Origin of the sequence: Streptomyces sp. CA-181903 (genome assembly GCF_050937075.1) — a bacterium.
In the GTDB taxonomy this organism is placed as follows: domain Bacteria; phylum Actinomycetota; class Actinomycetes; order Streptomycetales; family Streptomycetaceae; genus Streptomyces.
Map to the genome: position 1 here is coordinate 4,196,719 of NZ_JBNJLY010000001.1, position 16,705 is coordinate 4,213,423.

Consider the following 16,705-nt stretch of genomic DNA (forward strand, 5'->3'; position numbering starts at 1 on the left):
TGTCGGCCGGTCGTCGCCGCCTGGGACCCACGGCCTACGCTGGTGGGCATGAGTACCTTGCACGCTCGTATCGGGCCCGTCGGTCTGCCGCGGTGGGACCGCTGTGCGGTGATGGGCGTGGTCAATGTGACGCCCGACTCGTTCTCCGACGGCGGCCGCTGGTTCGACACCGCCGAGGCGGTCAAGCGGGGCCTGGACCTCGTCGCCGGCGGTGCCGACCTGGTCGACGTCGGCGGCGAGTCCACCCGGCCGGGAGCGCTGCGGGTGGACGAGGCCGAGGAGCGGCGCCGGGTGGTCCCGGTCGTCCGGGAGCTGGCCGGGGAGGGCGTCGTGGTCTCGGTCGACACGATGCGGGCCTCGGTCGCGGAGGCGGCCCTGGAGGCCGGCGCCGGGCTGGTCAACGATGTGAGCGGCGGGCTCGCCGATCCGGCGATGGTCCCGATGGCGGCGCAGGCCCGGGTGCCGTTCGTGGTCATGCACTGGCGGGGCTTCAGCGAGGACATGAACAGCCGGGCGGTCTACGGCGACGTGGTCGGCGAGGTGGTCGACGAGCTGCGGCGGCGGGTGGACGCGGTCGTGGCGGCCGGGATCGAACCGGAGCGGCTGGTGGTCGACCCCGGTCTGGGCTTCGCCAAGAACGCCGGGCACGACCTGGCCCTGGTCGCCCGGCTGGACCGGCTGCGGGCGGAGCTGGGATTGCCGCTGCTGGTCGCGGCGTCCCGCAAGCGCTTCCTGGGCCGGGTGCTGGCGGGCCCGGACGGCGCCCCGCCGCCGGCCCGGGAACGGGACGCGGCGACCGCCGCGGTCTCGGTACTGGCGGCGCGCGAGGGCGCGTGGGCGGTGCGCGTGCACGAGGTGGGCGCGAGCGCGGACGCCGTGCGCGTGGTGAGCGCCGTGGACGCCGCGCGCTCCGAAGCCCCCGAGGGGGCGGTGTGAGCTCGGCGCGCACGGACGCCGAGCGGGTCGAGCTCGCCAACACGGCCCTGTACGAGGCGGTGGAGCGCGGCGACACCGAGGCCATGCGGCGGATGTGGCTGGACGACCCCGGTACCGAGGTTTCCTGTGTGCATCCAGGCTGGCCGGTGCTGCGCGGCCGGGGCGAGGTGCTCCGCTCGTACGCGCTGATCATGGCGAGCACCGACTACATCCAGTTCTTCCTGACCGACGTCGAGGTGGCGGTGGCCGGTGACACGGCCCTGGTCACCTGTACCGAGAACATCCTCAGCGGGGCGCCCGCGGAATCCGAGGGCGAGCTGGGGCCGCTGGTGGGCCAACTGGTCGTGGCGACCAATGTGTTCCGGCGGGTGGGGTCGGAGTGGAAGGTGTGGTCGCACCACGGGTCGCCGGTGCTGGCGGGCCGGGAGGACGAGGAGTACGGGGAGCGCGAGGAGGGTCCGGAGGACCTGGACGGGGGCCCGGGGCCGGTCGGGCCGCTGGGCTGACGGGCTCTTCGGCGGCCCATTCGGGGCCATTTCGGGGTGCTTTGCGGGTGCCTTGCCGGACGTCTTCCCAGGCGTCCTCCCGGGCGTACTTCCGCGTGATTCCCGGTGGGGACGGGCCGGGCCCGTCTTCCTCGCGCGTCAGTGTGATGGATCCGTGACCACTCGTTCGAGCTGCTTCCCCGGCGGGTATGGGTGCTCATACGCCGGCCGGGGAACGCGGCGGACGCCGGTGACCAGCGTCACGGCCGTTCCCGGGCCGGGGCACCCGCGCCCGGGCGCTGTCGGTGCTCGCAGGTAGATTCGACGTTGGGTATCCCGGTCGAAGGCCGGGGACGGGTGACGCCCCGGCCGCCGCCGGACGTCCCTCCCCCGTGGCCGCGAGGGCACGGGCGGTACCCGTCACCGACGACCAGCAGGAGTGATTCGTGTGGACCGTGTCGCGCTGCGCGGCTTGAAGGCTCGCGGGCACCATGGGGTCTTCCCCCGAGAACGCGAGGAAGGCCAGACCTTCGTCGTCGATCTCGTGCTGAGCCTGGACACCCGGCCCGCCGCGGCCGGCGACGACCTCACGAAGACCGTCCACTACGGCATCGTGGCCGAGGAGGTCGTCGGCATCGTGCAGGGCGAGCCGGTCGACCTGATCGAGACCCTCGCCGAGCGGATCGCCGAGCAGTGCCTGAAGCACGACCCGGTACGGGAGGTCGAGGTGGTCGTGCACAAGCCGGACGCCCCGATCACCGTGCCCTTCGACGACGTGACCGTAACGATCACCCGGAGCCGAGTATGAGCAGCAGCGACCCGACCGTGCAGCCGGTGCCCGCCTCCGTGGTGGAGCAGGTGGACGCCGCCGATGTGACCCTGAGCAATCCGCAGTGGGCCGTCCTGTCGCTCGGCAGCAACCTGGGCAACCGCCTGGAGACGCTGCAGGGCGCCGTCGACGCCCTGGAGGACACACCCGGCCTGCGGGTGAAGGCTGTCTCCCCGGTCTACGAGACCGAGCCCTGGGGCGTCGAGCCCGGCTCCCAGCCGGCCTACTTCAACGCGGTGGTGCTGGTGAAGACCACGCTCCCGCCGGCCTCGCTGCTGGAGCGCGGGCACGCCATCGAGGAGGCGTTCGAGCGCGTCCGCGACGAGCGCTGGGGGCCGCGGACCATCGACGTGGACATCGTCACCTACCAGGACGTGATCTCCGACGATCCGCTGCTGACGCTTCCGCACCCGCGCGCCCACGAGCGTGCCTTCGTGCTCGTTCCGTGGTACGACGTGGATCCGGATGCTGTTGTTCCGGGACGCGGGCCGGTCGCCGACCTGCTGGCCGGGCTGGCCCGCGAGGGCGTACGGCCGCGGGTCGACCTGGAACTCCGGCTGCCCGAGTAGCCGTTGGGCGAGTGGCGGCACGGGCGCCCATGTGTACGGCTGGTGATGTATGACGACGACAAGGGGCTGACGGCTCGGTGAAGCAACTTCGGATCGGGGTGCTGCTCGGCCTGTTCGCCGCGGCCGGAGTGCTGTCCTGGGCGGGTGCCCGGCTCTGGGACGCCTTCGGCACGCTGCCGAGCGTGCCGGTCGCGGCGCCGATCGTGCTGGCCGTGATCGCCGTCGTCCTCTTCGCGACGGCCGTCTCGCTCCGCGCCCGGCTGCGAGCCCAGCGCGAGCGGCGGCCCGGCGCCAAGGGCGTCGACCCGCTGCTGGCGGCCAGGGCCGTGGTGTTCGGCCAGGCCAGCGCCCTGGTGGCGGCGCTGGTGTCCGGCGCGTACGGCGGGGTGGGGGTCTTCCTGCTGCTGGACGGCATGGAGACGGACGCCCGGCGGGAGCAGACGATCTACGCCGGGGCCTCGGTGCTGGCCGGGGCCTGTGTGGTGGCCGCGGCGTTCTTCATGGAGCGGGTCTGCAAGCTGCCGGAGGACGACGACGAGGGGCCGGGCGAGGGGAAGCCCGCCTAGGCTCCTCGGGGCGCGCCGCCCCGCGCGCTCAGCTCGGTGAGGGCGTCCGCAGGCCCCCACCGGACGGCTCCGTCCGGTCGGTCCGCCGCGCGTCGTCCCCGACCGAGCGGCGCAGGGCCCCGTGCAGGCTCGTCGGGGTGAGGACGCCGAGGAAGTGGTCCCCGCGGTCGCCGTCGAGCACCGCGATCCATCCGGCGTCGTGCTGGAGCATCGTGCTGAACGCCTGCTTCAACGACGCCCCCAGGGGCAGCCAGGCTTCCATGCGCCGGGCGTGGTCCCGCACGGTGCCGCCGTTCGCGCGGACGATCGCGTCCGCGGCCACCCAGCCGTGCAGCTTCTCCCCGTCGTCGAGGACGACGGCCCAGTCGGCGTTCTGGCCGGCGAGAACGCCGAGGGCGGCCTCCACCGGGTCGTCCAGGTGGACGACGGGAGGCTGCTCCAGGTCGCCGCGTTCCATCGGGGTGACGGAGAGCCGCTTCAGGCCGCGGTCGGCACCGACGAAGTCGGCGACGTAGGGCGTGGCGGGGGCGCCGAGCACCACCGAGGGCGCGTCGAGCTGCTCGACGCGGCCGTGGCCGTAGACCGCGATGCGGTCCCCCAGCCGGACGGCCTCCTCGATGTCATGGGTGACGAAGAGCACGGTCTTGCGCACCTGTGACTGAAGTCGCAGGAATTCGTTCTGCAGCCGTTCGCGGACGACCGGGTCGACGGCGCCGAACGGCTCGTCCATCAGGAGGACGGGCGGGTCGGCGGCGAGGGCGCGGGCGACGCCGACGCGCTGCCGCTGGCCGCCGGAGAGCTGGTCGGGGTAGCGGCCGCCGTGCACGGCGGGGTCGAGGCCGACGAGCTCCAGCAGCTCGGCGGCGCGGTCGCGCGCCTTCTTCCGCTGCCAGCCGAGCAGGTACGGCACGGTCGCGGTGTTGTCGAGCACCGTCTTGTGCGGGAACAGCCCGACCTGCTGGATGACATAACCGATGCGCCGGCGCAGGGCGACCGGGTCGGTCTCCGCGATGTCCTCGCCGTCCAGCAGGATCCGGCCCTCGGTCGGCTCGATCAGCCGGTTGACCATCTTCATCGTGGTGGTCTTGCCGCAGCCGGACGGCCCGACGAGCGTGACCAGCTCGCCCTCCGCCACTTCGAAGGACAGGTCGTCCACGGCGGTCGTGCCATCGGCGTAGCGCTTGGTGACGTGCTCGAATCGGATCACGCCCCCCATTGTTGCCACATCTTCCCCTGTCATGACGTGCCGGAGCCCTGGCTGTGCGACGGCCCACAGGCGATTGTCAGTGGTGGGCGTTAGGGTCGCCAGTAACCGTCGGTGAAGGCCAAGGGGGAGGTGAGCGCGCATGGCGGGGCAGGGCGGCAATTGCCTGATCGACAACGACTGGATCTGCGGCGAGTACGTGCGGACGCGGAGCCACGAGCTCGTGGACGCGACCCTGCAGCACATCGGCATCACGCTGGCGTCCGTCGGCATCGGGCTGCTCGTCGCGTTCCCGCTGGCGCTGGCGGCCCGCCGCTGGCGCGGTGTGGCGGGCCCGGTGCTCGGGCTGACGACCGTGCTCTACACGGTGCCGTCGCTGGCGATGTTCTCGCTGCTGGTGCCGGTCTTCGGGCTCTCGGCGGCCGTGGTGATCACCGGTCTGGTGCTCTACTCGCTGACGATCCTGGTGCGGAACATCCTCGCCGGGCTGGCCGCCGTGCCGGAGGAGGCCCGCGAGGCGGCGCGCGGCATGGGGTACGGGCCGATACGGCTGCTGTTCGGGGTGGAGCTGCCCCTCGCCCTGCCGGCGGTGATGGCGGGGGTCCGGATCGCCACCGTGTCCACGGTCTCGCTGACCACCGTCGGCGCGCTCACCGGCTACGGCGGGCTGGGCAATCTGATCTACGAGGGGCTGCACAGCGTCTTCAAGGCCCAGGTCCTGACCGCCTCGGTGCTCTGCGTGCTGCTGGCCGTCGTGGCGGACCTGCTGCTGCTGGGGCTCCAGCGGCTGCTGACCCCCTGGACGAGGAAGCCCCGGGCGCGGCGGGGAGCGGGCGCAACAGGGGGAGCCGGGGGAGCGCGAGTGGCGCGCGGTGAGCGGAAGAAGGCGGTGGCCTGATGGACGTCGTCTCCAGGACGTGGACGTGGCTCGCCACCGGATCGCACTGGTCAGGCCCGGACGGGGTCTGGCACCGGCTCGCCGAGCACCTCCAGCTCACCGTGGTGTGCCTGGCCATCTCCTGCGCCATCGCCCTGCCCCTCGCCATCGTGCTGGGGCACACGGGCCGGGGCGGCGCCCTGGCCGTCAACCTCTCCAACGCGGGCCGGGCCGTGCCCACTTTCGCGGTACTGGTCCTGCTGACCCTGGGCCCGCTGGGTACGTACGACTCGTGGCCCACCGTCATCGCCCTCGTCCTCTTCGCGATACCCCCGCTGCTGACCAACGCGTATGTGGGCATGCGCGAGGTGGACCGCGACGTGGTGGAGGCCGCGCGGGGGATGGGGATGTCGGGCCGGCAGATCATCGGCCGGGTCGAACTCCCGCTGGCGATGCCGCTGGTGATGACCGGAGTGCGGTCGGCGGCCGTGCAGGTGGTGGCGACGGTCTCCATCGCCGCGATCGTCGGCGGCGGCGGTCTGGGGCGGATCATCACGGCGGGCTTCCGTCTCACCGACACCCCCCAGGTGGTGGCCGGCGCCGTGCTGGTGGCCGCTCTCGCGCTGCTGGTGGAAGGGGCGTTCGTGTTGCTGGAACGCCGCCTGGGGCGCCGGCGGCGGCGTGGGGCCGCCGGGGCGGACCGGATATCCGACGCGCCCGCCGCCGACACCGTTCCGACCGCCGGGAGCGCCACCTGAGCCGGAAGTGGCTCGGCGGTGCCGCCTGCCTGACGGCCTGTCAGCTGACGCAACGTCACGTACGCAACGTCACATTTGCATCGTCATACACGGGACGTCCGGGTGCGCCGGGTGACGGCCGCGCCGGGCGTCCGCCGACATGGATGGAGTGCCGCATGATCAGCACCACCCCGCGCCGTGCGCGGACCGCCCGCGCCGCGCTGGCGGCGGCGGGAGTCGCCGCCCTGACGGCGGGCCTGGCCGCGTGCGGCGGGGACAGCCTGGAGAAGTCCGGGGGCGGTGACGGGGGATCCAGTGCGTCGGGCCGGGGATCGCTCGTGATCGGATCCGCTTCGCTCACCGAGTCGAAGGTGCTCGCGGAAATATACGCGGGCCTGTTGAAGGACGCCGGATATTCCCCCTCGGTCAAGACGGTGGACACGCGTGAGCTGTATGAACCGGCGCTGGAGAAGGGACAGATCGATGTCGTCCCGGAGTACGCGGCGACGCTCGCGGAATTCCTGAACAAGAAGCAGAACGGGAAGGACGCCCCGCAGGTCGCCTCCGCGGACTCGGACACCACGCTGAAGGCGCTGCGGAAACTCGCCGAACCGCGGGGACTCAAGGTGCTGGACGCCGGCCGCGCCGTGGACCAGAACGCGTTCGCCGTGTCGGCCGAGTTCGCGGGGAAACACCAGCTCAAGACGCTTTCGGACCTCGGCGCGTCGAAGGAGTCGGTCAAGCTCGCGGCAGGGGACGAGTGCACCGAGCGGCCGTTCTGCAAGCCGGGCCTGGAGAAGACCTACGGCATCCGCGTCGCGGGCATAGACCCCTTGGAGGTCGGCAGTACCCAGGCCAAGCAGGCGGTCAGGAACGGCAAGGACCAGATGGTCCTCACGACGACCACGGACGCCACGTTGGAACAGTTCGGTCTTGTCGTGCTCAAGGACGACAAGAAACTGCAGAACTCCGACAACGTGCTTCCGGTGGTGAATGCGCGGAAGGCCGGTTCACCGCAGGTCGTGGAAGCGCTCGGCAAACTCAACAAGGTGCTGACCACGGAGGACCTCACCGAACTCAACAAGAAGGTGGACGCCGAGCGGCTCAAGCCGGCGGATGTGGCCGCGCAGTACCTCAAGGACAAGGGGCTGCTGCGGAAGTAGGAGCCCACCGGGAGACGCGTAGGGGACAAGTAAGATGAAGGGAACGGTTTGGTGCCGGAGTCACACTTTCGCCGCAACGCACGGTAAGTTTCTGGCCATGCCACGAGGACGCCACCGCCATTCCACATCCCTGCACCGGCTTCTTCCCTCTTCGCTGGTCGCCGCGACCTCGGTCGCCTGCGCGGCCGGAGCCTGGACAGTGGGCGAAACGGTCGTCATACGCGGCCTCGCCGCGGGTGCCGCCGTGGCGGCCGTGGTCGGCTCGGTGCTGATGCGCCGTTGGGACCGGTCGGCGGGCAAGCAGGTCGCCCAGCTCACCGCGGCCCGCGCCCGCGAGGAGTGGAAGACGGACGAGCGCCTCGCCGAGCTCGAGACGGACCTGGAGGAGACCCGCCAGGCCCGCGCCCGCCTGGAGACCAAGCTCCGCGGCAAGCGCGCCGAACTGGCCGGGCTCCGGACCGAGCACGCCGACCTGCTGCGCCGCTACGCCACCGCCGAGACCGAGCGGGCCAGCGCCCTCGAAGGCCGGCGGCTGCTGGAGACGGAGCGCTCCACGGCCGAGGTCGCCGGGGACGACGCCGCAGGGGACGACGCCGAGAAGGCCGGCGTGCCCAAGGCCGCGCGGGCGCTGGAGACCGCCATGCAGGCCCGCTCCCTGGTGCGGGCCCGCTCGGACGGGCGGGTCGGCGAGCGCGAGTACCGCCGGGCGGCGGACGCGCTGCGGGATCTGGCGCGGAACGGGGCTGTGCAGCGGGAGGCGGAGGAGCGGGCTTCGGCTTCTGCCTCCGCCTCCGCCTCCGCTTCGGCTGCGGCTGTGAGCGTGCCGGCTGTTCCGGTGCCGGCCGCTCAGACCCCTGCCGCTCAGACCCCTGCCGCTCCGGCCCCTGCCGCTCCGGCCCCTGCCGCTCCTGCGCCCGCTGTTCCGGCGCCGGCCGGCTCGGCGCCTGCCGCGTCTGCCGAGCCTGTCGCGTCTGCCGAGCGTGCCGTGCCCGCCGCGCCGCCCGCCGCGCCCGTTGCCGCCGAGAGCGGCGCGGCCCTGGCCGTCCGCGACGCCCGGCCCGCCATGCCCGTGCGGCGGCCCGCGCCTCCGGTGCGGCGTGCCACGGGCGGGTTCGACTTCTTCGGGACGCAGCACCAGGCCAAGCAGGCCGCTGCCGCGGCGAAGTCGGCTGTCGAGGAGCAGGATCTCGCCGATGTCGTGGGCGAGGAGGCGTTGGCCGCGGAGCGGGTCATCGATCTGACGGCTCATGACGAGACCGAGCAGATCGATGTGGTGGAGCTGCGCGACGCGATCTGACGCGCCTGCGGCGGGCTGTGCCCCGGTCCCTCCCCCAGAGGGGGCACCCCCATTCACCGTTTCTTGCGGGGGCTCCGCCCCCGCACCCCGAAGCGCGCTGCGCGCGCTGTCCTCAAACGCCGGACGGGCTATATAAGCCTGTCCGGCGTTTGAGGACGAGCGGCGAAGCCGCGACAAGCGGGGTCTGGGGCGCAGCCCCAGGAAACGGCGAAGGGGCGGGACCGGGGCACACCCAACAGGCCGTCCCCAACAGACCCCGCTACTTGTCGATGTCCCCCACCACAAAGAACAGCGACCCCAGAATCGCCACCATGTCCGCCACCAGCGTCCCGGGCAGCAACTCCACCAGCGCCTGAATGTTGTTGTACGAAGCCGACCGCAGCTTCAAGCGATACGGCGTCTTCTCTCCCTTGGAGACCAGGTAGTACCCGTTGAGCCCCAGCGGGTTCTCGGTCCACGCGTAAGTGGCGCCCTCCGGAGCCTTGAGGACCTTGGGAAGGCGCTGGTTGACCGGGCCGGGCGGGAGGTCGGCCAGGCGGTCGAGGCAGGCGTCCGCCAGGGCCAGGGAGTTGTGCGTCTGGTCGAGCAGGCACTCGAAGCGCGCGAGGCAGTCGCCCTCCTCGCGGGTGACGACCTTGAGGACGTCGGCCAGCTCGCCGTAGGCCAGGTACGGCTCGTCGCGCCGGAGGTCGAAGTCGACGCCGGAGGCCCGGGCGATGGGGCCGCTCACGCCGTACGCGTGCACGGTCTCGCGGGACAGGACGCCGACGCCGCGCGTCCGGCCGCGGAAGATCTCGTTGCCGAGCACCAGGCGGTCGTGGACGTCCATGCGGGAGCGGACCTCGGCGATGGCCTGCCGGGCGCGGCCGGTCCAGCCGGCGGGCAGGTCCTCCTTGAGGCCGCCGACGCGGTTGAACATGTAGTGCATCCGGCCGCCGGAGACCTCCTCCAGCACCGCCTGGAGCACCTCGCGCTCGCGGAAGGCGTGGAAGACGGGCGTGATGCCGCCGAGCTCCAGCGGGTAGGAGCCGAGGAACATCAGGTGGTTGAGGATCCGGTTCAGCTCGGCGAGCAGGGTGCGGAGCCACACCGCGCGCTCGGGCACCTCCATGCCCAGCATGCGCTCGACGGCCATCACGACGCCGAGCTCGTTGGAGAACGCGGACAGCCAGTCGTGGCGGTTGGCGAGCATGACGATCTGCCGGTAGTCGCGGGCCTCGAAGAGCTTCTCCGCGCCGCGGTGCATATAGCCGATGACCGGCTCGGCGGTGCGGATGCGTTCCCCGTCGAGGACGAGGCGCAGCCGCAGCACTCCATGGGTGGAGGGGTGCTGCGGGCCGATGTTGAGCACCATGTCGGTGCTCTCCGCCGCGCCGCCGATGCCGACTGTCGTCTCCGTCATGGGAACAGTTTCTCAGCCGGGCCAGGGCGGTCGCGCGCTCGTGTCCTCCGTGAGGAGGTCCGCGCACTCGGGGCCGACGGGCTGGAGGAGCCAGCGGAAGCCGCCCATGCCGCCGGGTGAGGTCAGTTCGCCGGCCTCGCTCGCCGCGCCCAGGGCCCGGACGTAGGCGGCCGGGTCGGAGGAGGCGAGGGCGAGCGGCGGGCGGCGGCCGTCCACGCCGAGGGCCCGGAGCGCGGCGCGCTGGCTGAGGAGTGTGGCGCCGGGCCCGGCGCAGGCGTCGAGGGCGACGTGGGCGGTGATGTCGCAGCTCCCGTCGGGCACCGGGCGGACCTCCCGGCCCTCCCGGAAGCCGGTGAGGGTGCCGAAGGGCGGGCGGGTGGCGCGCTCGTGCGCGTAGTCGGCGGCGACGGCCAGGCCGGACCGCAGGGTGCCGACGGCCCGGGACCACGCCTCGTCCCGCGTCCGGCCGATCTCCGCGCGGCTGCCCGGCGGCGCGTCCTCCAGCGGCCACCAACGGGCCAGCCAGTCCGCGTCCGCGCCCGACACCGGGTCGCCCGGCAGTTCCTCGCCGTCCTCCTGGACGAGCACCAGGCGCGGGGTGCCGCCGCCGTCCGTCTCGGCGACGTCCACCGGGACGTTGTCCAGCCACTCGTTGGCGAAGAGGAGTCCGGTCACCCCTTCGGGTGGTGCGTCCCGCCAGACGACGCGTCCGTCCAGGCCGTCGGGGCGGCCGGCGCGCTCCACGGCGTACGGGCGGAGCCGGCCGGCCAGCGCGGGCGGGCACTGCGCGAGCACCTCGGTGATCAGTTCGCCGCGCCCGGCGCCCATGTCGACGAAGGCCAGTTCCTCCGGTGATCCCAGGGCGCTGTCGACCCTCCGCAGCAGCTCGGCGATGGCGCCCGCGTAGAGCGGGGAGGCATGCACGGCGGTACGGAAGTGACCGGCGGGACCCTCGGGGCGTCGGTAGAAACCGTGAGGGCCGTAGAGGGCGGTTTCGGCCGCCGCCCGCCAAGTACGCGTCCCGGATGTCATGTCCCCACGCTATGCGTCCCCGGCCGTTCGCATCGCCTCGGCCCTCCCAGCGTCCCCCGGCGTCCCCCGACCTCCCTCCACCTTGGGGAGTAGGCGGAGCGGACCGGGATCGATCGCCGGAGGGACCCCGGCACAGGGGCGGGGTGCCTACGCTGGGTGACGTGCACCGCCTCTACGAATTCCTCCGCAGACACCCCACAGGTGTGGACAGCTTCTGGGCCGTGTTGCTGCTGGGGCTGTGCGCCCTGACGCTGACCGAGAACACGACGGAGAGTCCGGCGCAGCGGGCCGGCGCGGTCGGCGTCTCGCTGCTCATGTGCACGGTGCTGGCGCTGCGGCGCCGGATGCCGGAGAAGATGCTGTTCCTGGCGATCGTCGTCGGGCTGGCCCAGCTCGCTTTCGACGTCGGGGTCAACATCTACGACGTCCCCATGCTGGTGATCGTCTACACGGTGGCGTCCGGCCCCCGCCGCTGGGCCTCCCGGGTGGCGCTGGCGGGCGGCGTGCTGGCGCCCGTCCTGTACTCCTGGCGCTGGCCCGACAGGTCGAGCGACTCCGTCACCCACGCCCTCCTCGGCCTCGCCTTCGCCGCCTTCCCCTTCCTCCTCTCCTGGGTGCTGGGCGACCGGATGCGGACCCGCCGCGCCTACTGGGACCAGTTGGAGGAGCGTGCCGCGCGGCTGGAGAAGGAGCGCGAGCAGCAGGCGAAGATGGCGGTCACCGCCGAACGCGCCCGGATCGCCCGCGAGCTGCACGACGTCGTCGCGCACAACGTCTCCGTCATGGTGGTGCAGGCGGACGGCGCCGCCTACGTCCTCGACTCCTCGCCCGAGCAGGCCAAACAGGCGCTGGAGACCATTTCGGGCACCGGCCGGCAGGCGCTCGCCGAGATGCGCCGGCTGCTGGGCGTGCTGCGCACCGAGGACGGCTCCGCGCCGGCCGGCGAGTACGTGCCGCAGCCGGACGTCGAGCAGATCGAGGAGCTCGTCGAGCAGGTGCGCGGCGCCGGCCTGCCGGTCGACTACCGGGTCGAGGGCAGCGCCCGGCCGCTGCCGAGCGGCGTGGAGCTGACCGCCTACCGCATCGTGCAGGAGGCGCTGACCAACACCCGCAAGCACGGCGGCCCCGACGCCGGTGCCAGCGTCCGGCTCACCTACTTCGACGACGGGCTCGGGCTGCTCGTCGAGGACGACGGGCGGGGCGCGCAGCACGAGCTGTACGAGTCGGGCGGCGCCGACGGCATGGGCCACGGGCTGATCGGGATGCGGGAGCGCGTCGGCATGGTCGGGGGCACGCTGGACGCGGGGCCGCGCCCCGGCGGAGGATTCCGGATCAGCGTGCTCCTGCCCGCCAAACCGGGCCGCTGACCGCGCTCACCCGTTCATTTGCGAAAGTTCAGTGGGACAGTCCAGTTGGGAAAGGGAACCTCCGCATGGCGATCCGCGTGATGCTCGTCGACGACCAGGTGCTGCTGCGCACCGGCTTCCGCATGGTGCTGGCCGCGCAGCCCGACATGGAGGTCGTCGCCGAGGCGGGCGACGGCGTGGAGGCCCTGGAGGTGCTGGCGGGCACCGAGGTGGACGTGGTGCTGATGGACGTCCGGATGCCGAGGATGGACGGGGTCGAGGCCACCCGCCGCATCTGCGCCCCCGAGGACCGCGAGCGGGCGCCCAAGGTGCTGATCCTCACCACCTTCGACCTCGACGAGTACGCGTTCTCGGCGCTCAAGGTCGGGGCCAGCGGCTTCATGCTGAAGGACGTGCCGCCCGCCGAACTGCTGGGCGCGATCCGCGCGGTGTACAGCGGCGACGCGGTGGTGGCCCCCAGCACCACCCGCCGCCTGCTGGACCGTTTCACCCCCATGCTCCCGGGGACCGCCCGCGAACCCGTCAACGCCGAGATCGACCGTCTGACGGGCCGTGAGCGCGAGGTGATGCTGCTCGTCGCCCAGGGCCTGTCGAACGGCGAGATCGCGGCGCGCCTGGTGCTGTCGGAGGCCACGGTCAAGACGCACGTCGGACGCATCCTGACCAAGCTCGGACTGCGGGACCGGGTGCAGGTGGTGGTGATGGCCTACGAGAGCGGCCTGGTACGGGCCGGGGGCGGCGCCGGCTGAGGCGCCCGCCGGGGCCGCGGGCTCACCGCCGGGCCGCCCGCAGGGCCTCGGGCGCGGCGCCGACGATCAGGGCCGTCATCGCGACGGCGACGTGGGACGCGCGGCCGCCCGTGGACTCGGCCCGCGCGCCGGGTCTGTACCTTCCAGGAAGCCGGGGACCGGGGAGTCGTCATGAACGGCCGGTCCCGGCAGGCCCCTTCGAGCCCGCCTGTCACGGACGTCGCTCACACCGCGGGAAACGCGTCCCCGCTCACCAGTTCCTCCACCGCCACCACCAGGTCCTGCGTGCTCGGATGCGTGGGCTGTGCCGGGTGGACGAGGTAGACGGTGGCCGGTTCCGCGTCGGTGAGGCGGACGAAGCGGACGCCGGGGTGGGTGTGGCTCTCGGCGGTGCCCGCGGCGGCGACGCCGATGCTGTCGCCGACGGCGATGACGTTCAGCCACTCGTCGACGTCCTGCACCGAGGCCCCGGTCGCCGGCCGCCTCATGCCGTCCCACAGGGCCGGTCCCGAGGTGCTGTCCTCGCGCCACAGGGTCAGCGTCTCGTCGGAGAGTTCGGCGAGGGTGACCTCCGGCCGGGCGGCCAGCGGGTGGTTGTCGGGGAGGGCGGCGAAACGGTCCTCCGTGTAGAGGGGGAGGACGCGCAGCCGCGGGTCGCCGGGGTCGGCGCGGACCACGGCCGCGTCGGTCTCACCGGTGGCCAGCCCGGCGGTGCCCTCGTCCCGGCGGCGCAGTTCCAGCGGGACGTGCGGGTGGTCGCGCCGCCAGGACCGCAGCAGCGGCACGGTGGACCGGCCGAGCACCGCGCAGGAGTAGCCCAGGCGCAGCGGGCGCGAGACGGCGGCGGTGTCGGCGAGGGCGGCGTCGACGTGCGCGAGGATCGCCCGGCCGTGGTCGTACAGGGTGCGCCCGGCGGGGGTGAGGGCGAGCCGGCGGGAGGAGCGGTCGACCAGGGGCACGCCGACGTGGTGCTCCAGCCGGGCGAGCGTGCGGGACAGGGCCGGCTGCGTCAGGTGCAGCCGGGCGGCGGCGGCCGTGACGGTGCCCTCGTCGGCGATGGTCACGAGGGCGCGGAGATGACGCAGTTCGACATCCATGCGTGGGGAGCATAGTGCCTGTGCAGACGGCATTTCCCGGTGTGCGGCGGGCTCCGTACGGTCGTTCTCGGCAGTCAGTCCGCAACTCGTGACCCAGGGAAGAGAGCCCCCGTGAAGATCCTCCTCGTCGGCGCCTCCGGCACCATCGGCCGCACCGTCCACACCGTCCTGACCGGGCGCGGCCACCAGGTCGTGACCGTCGGCCGCACCGGCGGCGACCTGCGCGCCGACGTCTCCGACCCCGCCGCCGTCACCCGGCTCTACGAGCAGGTCGACGGGCTGGACGCGGTCGCCGTCGCCGCCGGTGACGCCGTCTTCGCGCCGCTCGGCGCGCTGACGTACGACGACCTCGCCGCCACGCTCCGGAGCAAGGCGCTCAGCCAGCTCGAACTGGTCCGGCAGGGCGCCCGCCACATCGCCCCCGACGGCTCGTTCACGCTGGTCACCGGCGTGCTCACGCACGAGCCCATCCCCGCGGGCGCGGCCGCCGCGGCGGCCAACGGCGCCGTGGACGCCTTCGTCCGCGCGGCGGCGGTGGAGCTGGCGCCGCAGCGGGTGAACGCCGTGAGCCCGGGCGTCGTCGCGGAGTCGGGGGACGCGTACGACAGCGTGTTCCCCGGGATGGGGACGGTGCCGGCGGAGCAAGTGGCGCAGGCGTACGTGCGGTCGATCGAGGGGCGGCTGACGGGGCGGACGTTCCGCGTCGGGTACTGAGCGGCATCTTTCACCGCGTTGACGTCCTGGGCCTGCTCAGCCGCGTTGTCGCTCTGGGCCTGGCGCGCCCCCTACCGCAGGATCCCCTCCAGGAAGTCGCTCCCCAGCCGCGCCACCACCGTCAGGTCGAGCTGGTGCAGGACGTACCGCCCCCGCCGCCGGGTCGTGACCAGACCCGCCTTCTTCAGCACCTTGATGTGCCGCGACGCCTCGGGCGCGCTGATGTTGTGCTCGGCGGCGAGCTCGCCGGTGGTGTAGGTGCTGCGCGCCAGCCACCGGCACAACCGCAGGCGCATCGGGTGCGCCAGGGCGTCCAGGCGGCGTTCGATCAGTTCCAGGGAGGCGGGGCCGGCCGCCTCGGGGGAGTCGATCGGGTAGTGGATCACCGGCCGCCACCCCGGCGCGGACAGCACCAGCAGGTGGGGCCAGCCGAAGGCGGACGGGAGGAAGGTGATGCCGGGGGTGACCGCCGGGTCCAGGGCGGTGGTCCGGCCGGACGACAGCTTGTCCACCCGGATCCGGGTGGACGCGGCCTCCTCCTCCAGCGTGACCGCGGGCGACACCTCGGCCAGTGCCCCGCGCAGCCCCTTGCGGCGCAGCAGTTCGGTCTTGTGCCGGACGTCGGTCGCGAGCTGGATGCCCACCCGGCGCCAGACGTCCCCGAAGAACGCCTCCTCGCAGTCCTCGAACAGGCGGCGCAGCCAGGCCCGGACGTCCTGCGGGTCGTCCAGCATGCGGTGCGCGAACTGCAGTTGGCGCGGGCCGCGGGCCGCCGCGCGCTCCAGGGCGCGGTCGCGGGCGACCGGGTCCCGCAGCGGCGAGTCGGAGTTCGGGGCGTAGTAGTTCGAGCAGGCGAGCTCCAACGCCGCCGAGACGTACTGCTCGTCGTCGAGCCGGTCGAGCAGGTCGAGATCGTCCTTGAGAGTGGCGCCCGGACGGCCGCCGGTGTCCGGGACGGCGGCGAAGGCGTCGAAGACGTCGGAGATCCCCGTCGTCCACAGGAAGTCGGCCTCGCAGAGCCGGTCCGCGAGGTCCGGCTTGAGGCCGGCCGCCGTGGCGGTCACCCAGCCGTGCAGTCCGGGGTGGTGCTTGGGCTCCGCCAGGACGTGCAGGGCGTGCCCCAGCTCGGTGAGGGGCGACGCGGCGAAGACGACACGCTCGGGCGGCAGGCCCGTGACGTCGATCATCAGGCTCATGCCCCTCATTCTGTGCGCTCCGCCGGCCGGCTCCCGTTCGATTGACGGTCCGCGTCAATCGACGCGCGCCGGAGCGGGGTCGCGGCGCACCGTGGAGGCATGGACGCAACGCAGCAGCAGATGTTCGACAGCTACCGCGCGGCCCGGCGGGGCGAGTCCGCCCCGCCCGCGCCGGGGACGTACGAGGTGGAGGCGGTCCGGCAGATCCGGATGTGGCGGGAGTTCCTGGCCGTACTGGACGGACGGGTGAAGTGGGGCAAACGGGGACGGCCGGTGCGGCGGCCCACTGGTGCGGCGGTACCGCAGGTACCGGCGGGGAGCCGGGGGCCCGTGGGGTGCTGAGTCCGCGGGCGGGGGCGTGTATGGGCGCGGCACGGGGCGACGCGGGCGGGCCCGGCTCGGACCCTGTCCCGCCGGACCCTGTCCCGCCCGGCGTACGTCCCGGGCCGGCCCGTGCGGACGTCCGCCGTCCGTCGCGGCGCGTG

The 16,705-nt window shown here is 73.2% G+C and carries 18 protein-coding genes; 13 read left to right on the forward strand and 5 right to left on the reverse strand.

Annotated elements, in window-relative coordinates; translation table 11 throughout:
* Positions 1 to 48 precede the first annotated feature (48 nt).
* The 5 genes from folP to ACQEVS_RS18810 all read left to right on the forward strand — a co-directional run bounded on the left by folP (position 49) and on the right by ACQEVS_RS18810 (position 3,385).
* Positions 49 to 936, forward strand: coding sequence for a dihydropteroate synthase (gene folP, locus ACQEVS_RS18790; protein ID WP_433021852.1), 888 nt, complete (start codon positions 49 to 51; stop codon positions 934 to 936).
* Positions 933 to 1,442 carry a nuclear transport factor 2 family protein gene (locus ACQEVS_RS18795; RefSeq protein WP_433021854.1) on the forward strand — a complete coding sequence of 170 codons (510 nt, stop codon included), beginning with the start codon at positions 933 to 935 and terminating at the stop codon, positions 1,440 to 1,442. The genes folP and ACQEVS_RS18795 overlap by 4 nt, the downstream gene beginning before the upstream one ends.
* A 427-nt stretch (positions 1,443 to 1,869) precedes the next feature.
* A complete protein-coding gene (gene folB / locus ACQEVS_RS18800; RefSeq protein ID WP_185942274.1) occupies positions 1,870 to 2,229 on the forward strand; it encodes a dihydroneopterin aldolase in 360 nt (119 codons plus the stop codon).
* Positions 2,226 to 2,819: a 2-amino-4-hydroxy-6-hydroxymethyldihydropteridine diphosphokinase gene (folK, locus tag ACQEVS_RS18805; RefSeq protein ID WP_433021857.1), complete on the forward strand. Its 594-nt coding sequence runs from the start codon at positions 2,226 to 2,228 to the stop codon at positions 2,817 to 2,819. Before folB ends, folK begins: the two co-directional genes overlap by 4 nt.
* A gap of 77 nt (positions 2,820 to 2,896) precedes the next feature.
* Positions 2,897 to 3,385: a DUF3180 domain-containing protein gene (locus ACQEVS_RS18810; protein WP_040888119.1), complete on the forward strand. Its 489-nt coding sequence runs from the start codon at positions 2,897 to 2,899 to the stop codon at positions 3,383 to 3,385.
* Between the two features lie 28 nt (positions 3,386 to 3,413).
* Here the strand turns inward: ACQEVS_RS18810 and ACQEVS_RS18815 are convergent, their stop codons facing one another.
* Complete coding sequence (locus tag ACQEVS_RS18815; protein ID WP_433021859.1) at positions 3,414 to 4,592, reverse strand: ABC transporter ATP-binding protein; 1,179 nt, start codon at positions 4,590 to 4,592, stop codon at positions 3,414 to 3,416.
* Positions 4,593 to 4,731: 139 nt separating this feature from the next.
* Between ACQEVS_RS18815 and ACQEVS_RS18820 the strand changes: the two genes are divergently transcribed.
* From ACQEVS_RS18820 to ACQEVS_RS18835, 4 genes are all read left to right on the forward strand, one after another.
* On the forward strand, positions 4,732 to 5,487 hold the full coding sequence (locus tag ACQEVS_RS18820; protein ID WP_433021862.1) for an ABC transporter permease: 756 nt from the start codon (positions 4,732 to 4,734) through the stop codon (positions 5,485 to 5,487).
* On the forward strand, positions 5,487 to 6,224 hold the full coding sequence (locus ACQEVS_RS18825; protein WP_433021864.1) for an ABC transporter permease: 738 nt from the start codon (positions 5,487 to 5,489) through the stop codon (positions 6,222 to 6,224). The genes ACQEVS_RS18820 and ACQEVS_RS18825 overlap by 1 nt, the downstream gene beginning before the upstream one ends.
* A gap of 155 nt (positions 6,225 to 6,379) precedes the next feature.
* On the forward strand, positions 6,380 to 7,366 hold the full coding sequence (locus tag ACQEVS_RS18830) for an ABC transporter substrate-binding protein (RefSeq protein WP_433021866.1): 987 nt from the start codon (positions 6,380 to 6,382) through the stop codon (positions 7,364 to 7,366).
* Between the two features lie 97 nt (positions 7,367 to 7,463).
* Positions 7,464 to 8,663 carry a hypothetical protein gene (locus tag ACQEVS_RS18835; protein ID WP_433021868.1) on the forward strand — a complete coding sequence of 400 codons (1,200 nt, stop codon included), beginning with the start codon at positions 7,464 to 7,466 and terminating at the stop codon, positions 8,661 to 8,663.
* Between the two features lie 259 nt (positions 8,664 to 8,922).
* On the opposite strand, the gene ACQEVS_RS18840 is transcribed toward ACQEVS_RS18835, so the two are convergent.
* Positions 8,923 to 10,065: an NADH-quinone oxidoreductase subunit D gene (locus tag ACQEVS_RS18840; protein WP_433021870.1), complete on the reverse strand. Its 1,143-nt coding sequence runs from the start codon at positions 10,063 to 10,065 to the stop codon at positions 8,923 to 8,925.
* A gap of 12 nt (positions 10,066 to 10,077) precedes the next feature.
* Positions 10,078 to 11,097, reverse strand: coding sequence for an SAM-dependent methyltransferase (locus tag ACQEVS_RS18845; RefSeq protein WP_433021872.1), 1,020 nt, complete (start codon positions 11,095 to 11,097; stop codon positions 10,078 to 10,080).
* A 161-nt stretch (positions 11,098 to 11,258) separates the two neighbouring features.
* Here ACQEVS_RS18845 and ACQEVS_RS18850 point away from each other — a divergent pair, with 161 nt between their 5' ends.
* Positions 11,259 to 12,464 carry a DUF7134 domain-containing protein gene (locus tag ACQEVS_RS18850; RefSeq protein ID WP_433021874.1) on the forward strand — a complete coding sequence of 402 codons (1,206 nt, stop codon included), beginning with the start codon at positions 11,259 to 11,261 and terminating at the stop codon, positions 12,462 to 12,464.
* 65 nt (positions 12,465 to 12,529) lie between these two features.
* A complete protein-coding gene (locus ACQEVS_RS18855; RefSeq protein ID WP_433021876.1) occupies positions 12,530 to 13,213 on the forward strand; it encodes a response regulator in 684 nt (227 codons plus the stop codon).
* Between the two features lie 224 nt (positions 13,214 to 13,437).
* Here ACQEVS_RS18855 and ACQEVS_RS18860 read toward each other — a convergent pair whose 3' ends face one another.
* Positions 13,438 to 14,310 (reverse strand): LysR substrate-binding domain-containing protein, encoded by an 873-nt coding sequence (locus ACQEVS_RS18860; RefSeq protein ID WP_433021878.1) that lies wholly within the window; start codon positions 14,308 to 14,310, stop codon positions 13,438 to 13,440.
* 111 nt (positions 14,311 to 14,421) lie between these two features.
* On the opposite strand from ACQEVS_RS18860, the gene ACQEVS_RS18865 reads away from it, so the two are divergent.
* A complete protein-coding gene (locus ACQEVS_RS18865) occupies positions 14,422 to 15,024 on the forward strand; it encodes a short chain dehydrogenase (RefSeq protein WP_433021880.1) in 603 nt (200 codons plus the stop codon).
* 71 nt (positions 15,025 to 15,095) lie between these two features.
* Here ACQEVS_RS18865 and ACQEVS_RS18870 read toward each other — a convergent pair whose 3' ends face one another.
* The gene (locus ACQEVS_RS18870) at positions 15,096 to 16,220 is read right to left on the reverse strand and encodes a DUF5937 family protein (RefSeq protein ID WP_433021882.1); all 1,125 of its coding nucleotides are present in this window, start codon (positions 16,218 to 16,220) and stop codon (positions 15,096 to 15,098) included.
* Positions 16,221 to 16,319: 99 nt separating this feature from the next.
* Between ACQEVS_RS18870 and ACQEVS_RS18875 the strand changes: the two genes are divergently transcribed.
* A complete protein-coding gene (locus ACQEVS_RS18875) occupies positions 16,320 to 16,562 on the forward strand; it encodes a hypothetical protein (RefSeq protein WP_433021884.1) in 243 nt (80 codons plus the stop codon).
* Positions 16,563 to 16,705 lie beyond the last annotated feature (143 nt).

What these genes read in the sequence shown, in the direction of transcription:
- ACQEVS_RS18855 (WP_433021876.1), top strand. Translation starts at nt 12,530, where the DNA reads ATGGCGATCCGCGTGATGCTCGTCGACGACCAGGTGCTGCTGCGCACC.
- ACQEVS_RS18845 (WP_433021872.1), bottom strand. Translation starts at nt 11,097, where the DNA reads ATGACATCCGGGACGCGTACTTGGCGGGCGGCGGCCGAAACCGCCCTC.
- ACQEVS_RS18825 (WP_433021864.1), top strand. Translation starts at nt 5,487, where the DNA reads ATGGACGTCGTCTCCAGGACGTGGACGTGGCTCGCCACCGGATCGCAC.
- ACQEVS_RS18870 (WP_433021882.1), bottom strand. Translation starts at nt 16,220, where the DNA reads ATGAGCCTGATGATCGACGTCACGGGCCTGCCGCCCGAGCGTGTCGTC.
- ACQEVS_RS18820 (WP_433021862.1), top strand. Translation starts at nt 4,732, where the DNA reads ATGGCGGGGCAGGGCGGCAATTGCCTGATCGACAACGACTGGATCTGC.
- ACQEVS_RS18830 (WP_433021866.1), top strand. Translation starts at nt 6,380, where the DNA reads ATGATCAGCACCACCCCGCGCCGTGCGCGGACCGCCCGCGCCGCGCTG.
- folP (WP_433021852.1), top strand. Translation starts at nt 49, where the DNA reads ATGAGTACCTTGCACGCTCGTATCGGGCCCGTCGGTCTGCCGCGGTGG.
- ACQEVS_RS18875 (WP_433021884.1), top strand. Translation starts at nt 16,320, where the DNA reads ATGGACGCAACGCAGCAGCAGATGTTCGACAGCTACCGCGCGGCCCGG.
- ACQEVS_RS18840 (WP_433021870.1), bottom strand. Translation starts at nt 10,065, where the DNA reads ATGACGGAGACGACAGTCGGCATCGGCGGCGCGGCGGAGAGCACCGAC.
- ACQEVS_RS18860 (WP_433021878.1), bottom strand. Translation starts at nt 14,310, where the DNA reads ATGGATGTCGAACTGCGTCATCTCCGCGCCCTCGTGACCATCGCCGAC.
- folK (WP_433021857.1), top strand. Translation starts at nt 2,226, where the DNA reads ATGAGCAGCAGCGACCCGACCGTGCAGCCGGTGCCCGCCTCCGTGGTG.
- ACQEVS_RS18835 (WP_433021868.1), top strand. Translation starts at nt 7,464, where the DNA reads ATGCCACGAGGACGCCACCGCCATTCCACATCCCTGCACCGGCTTCTT.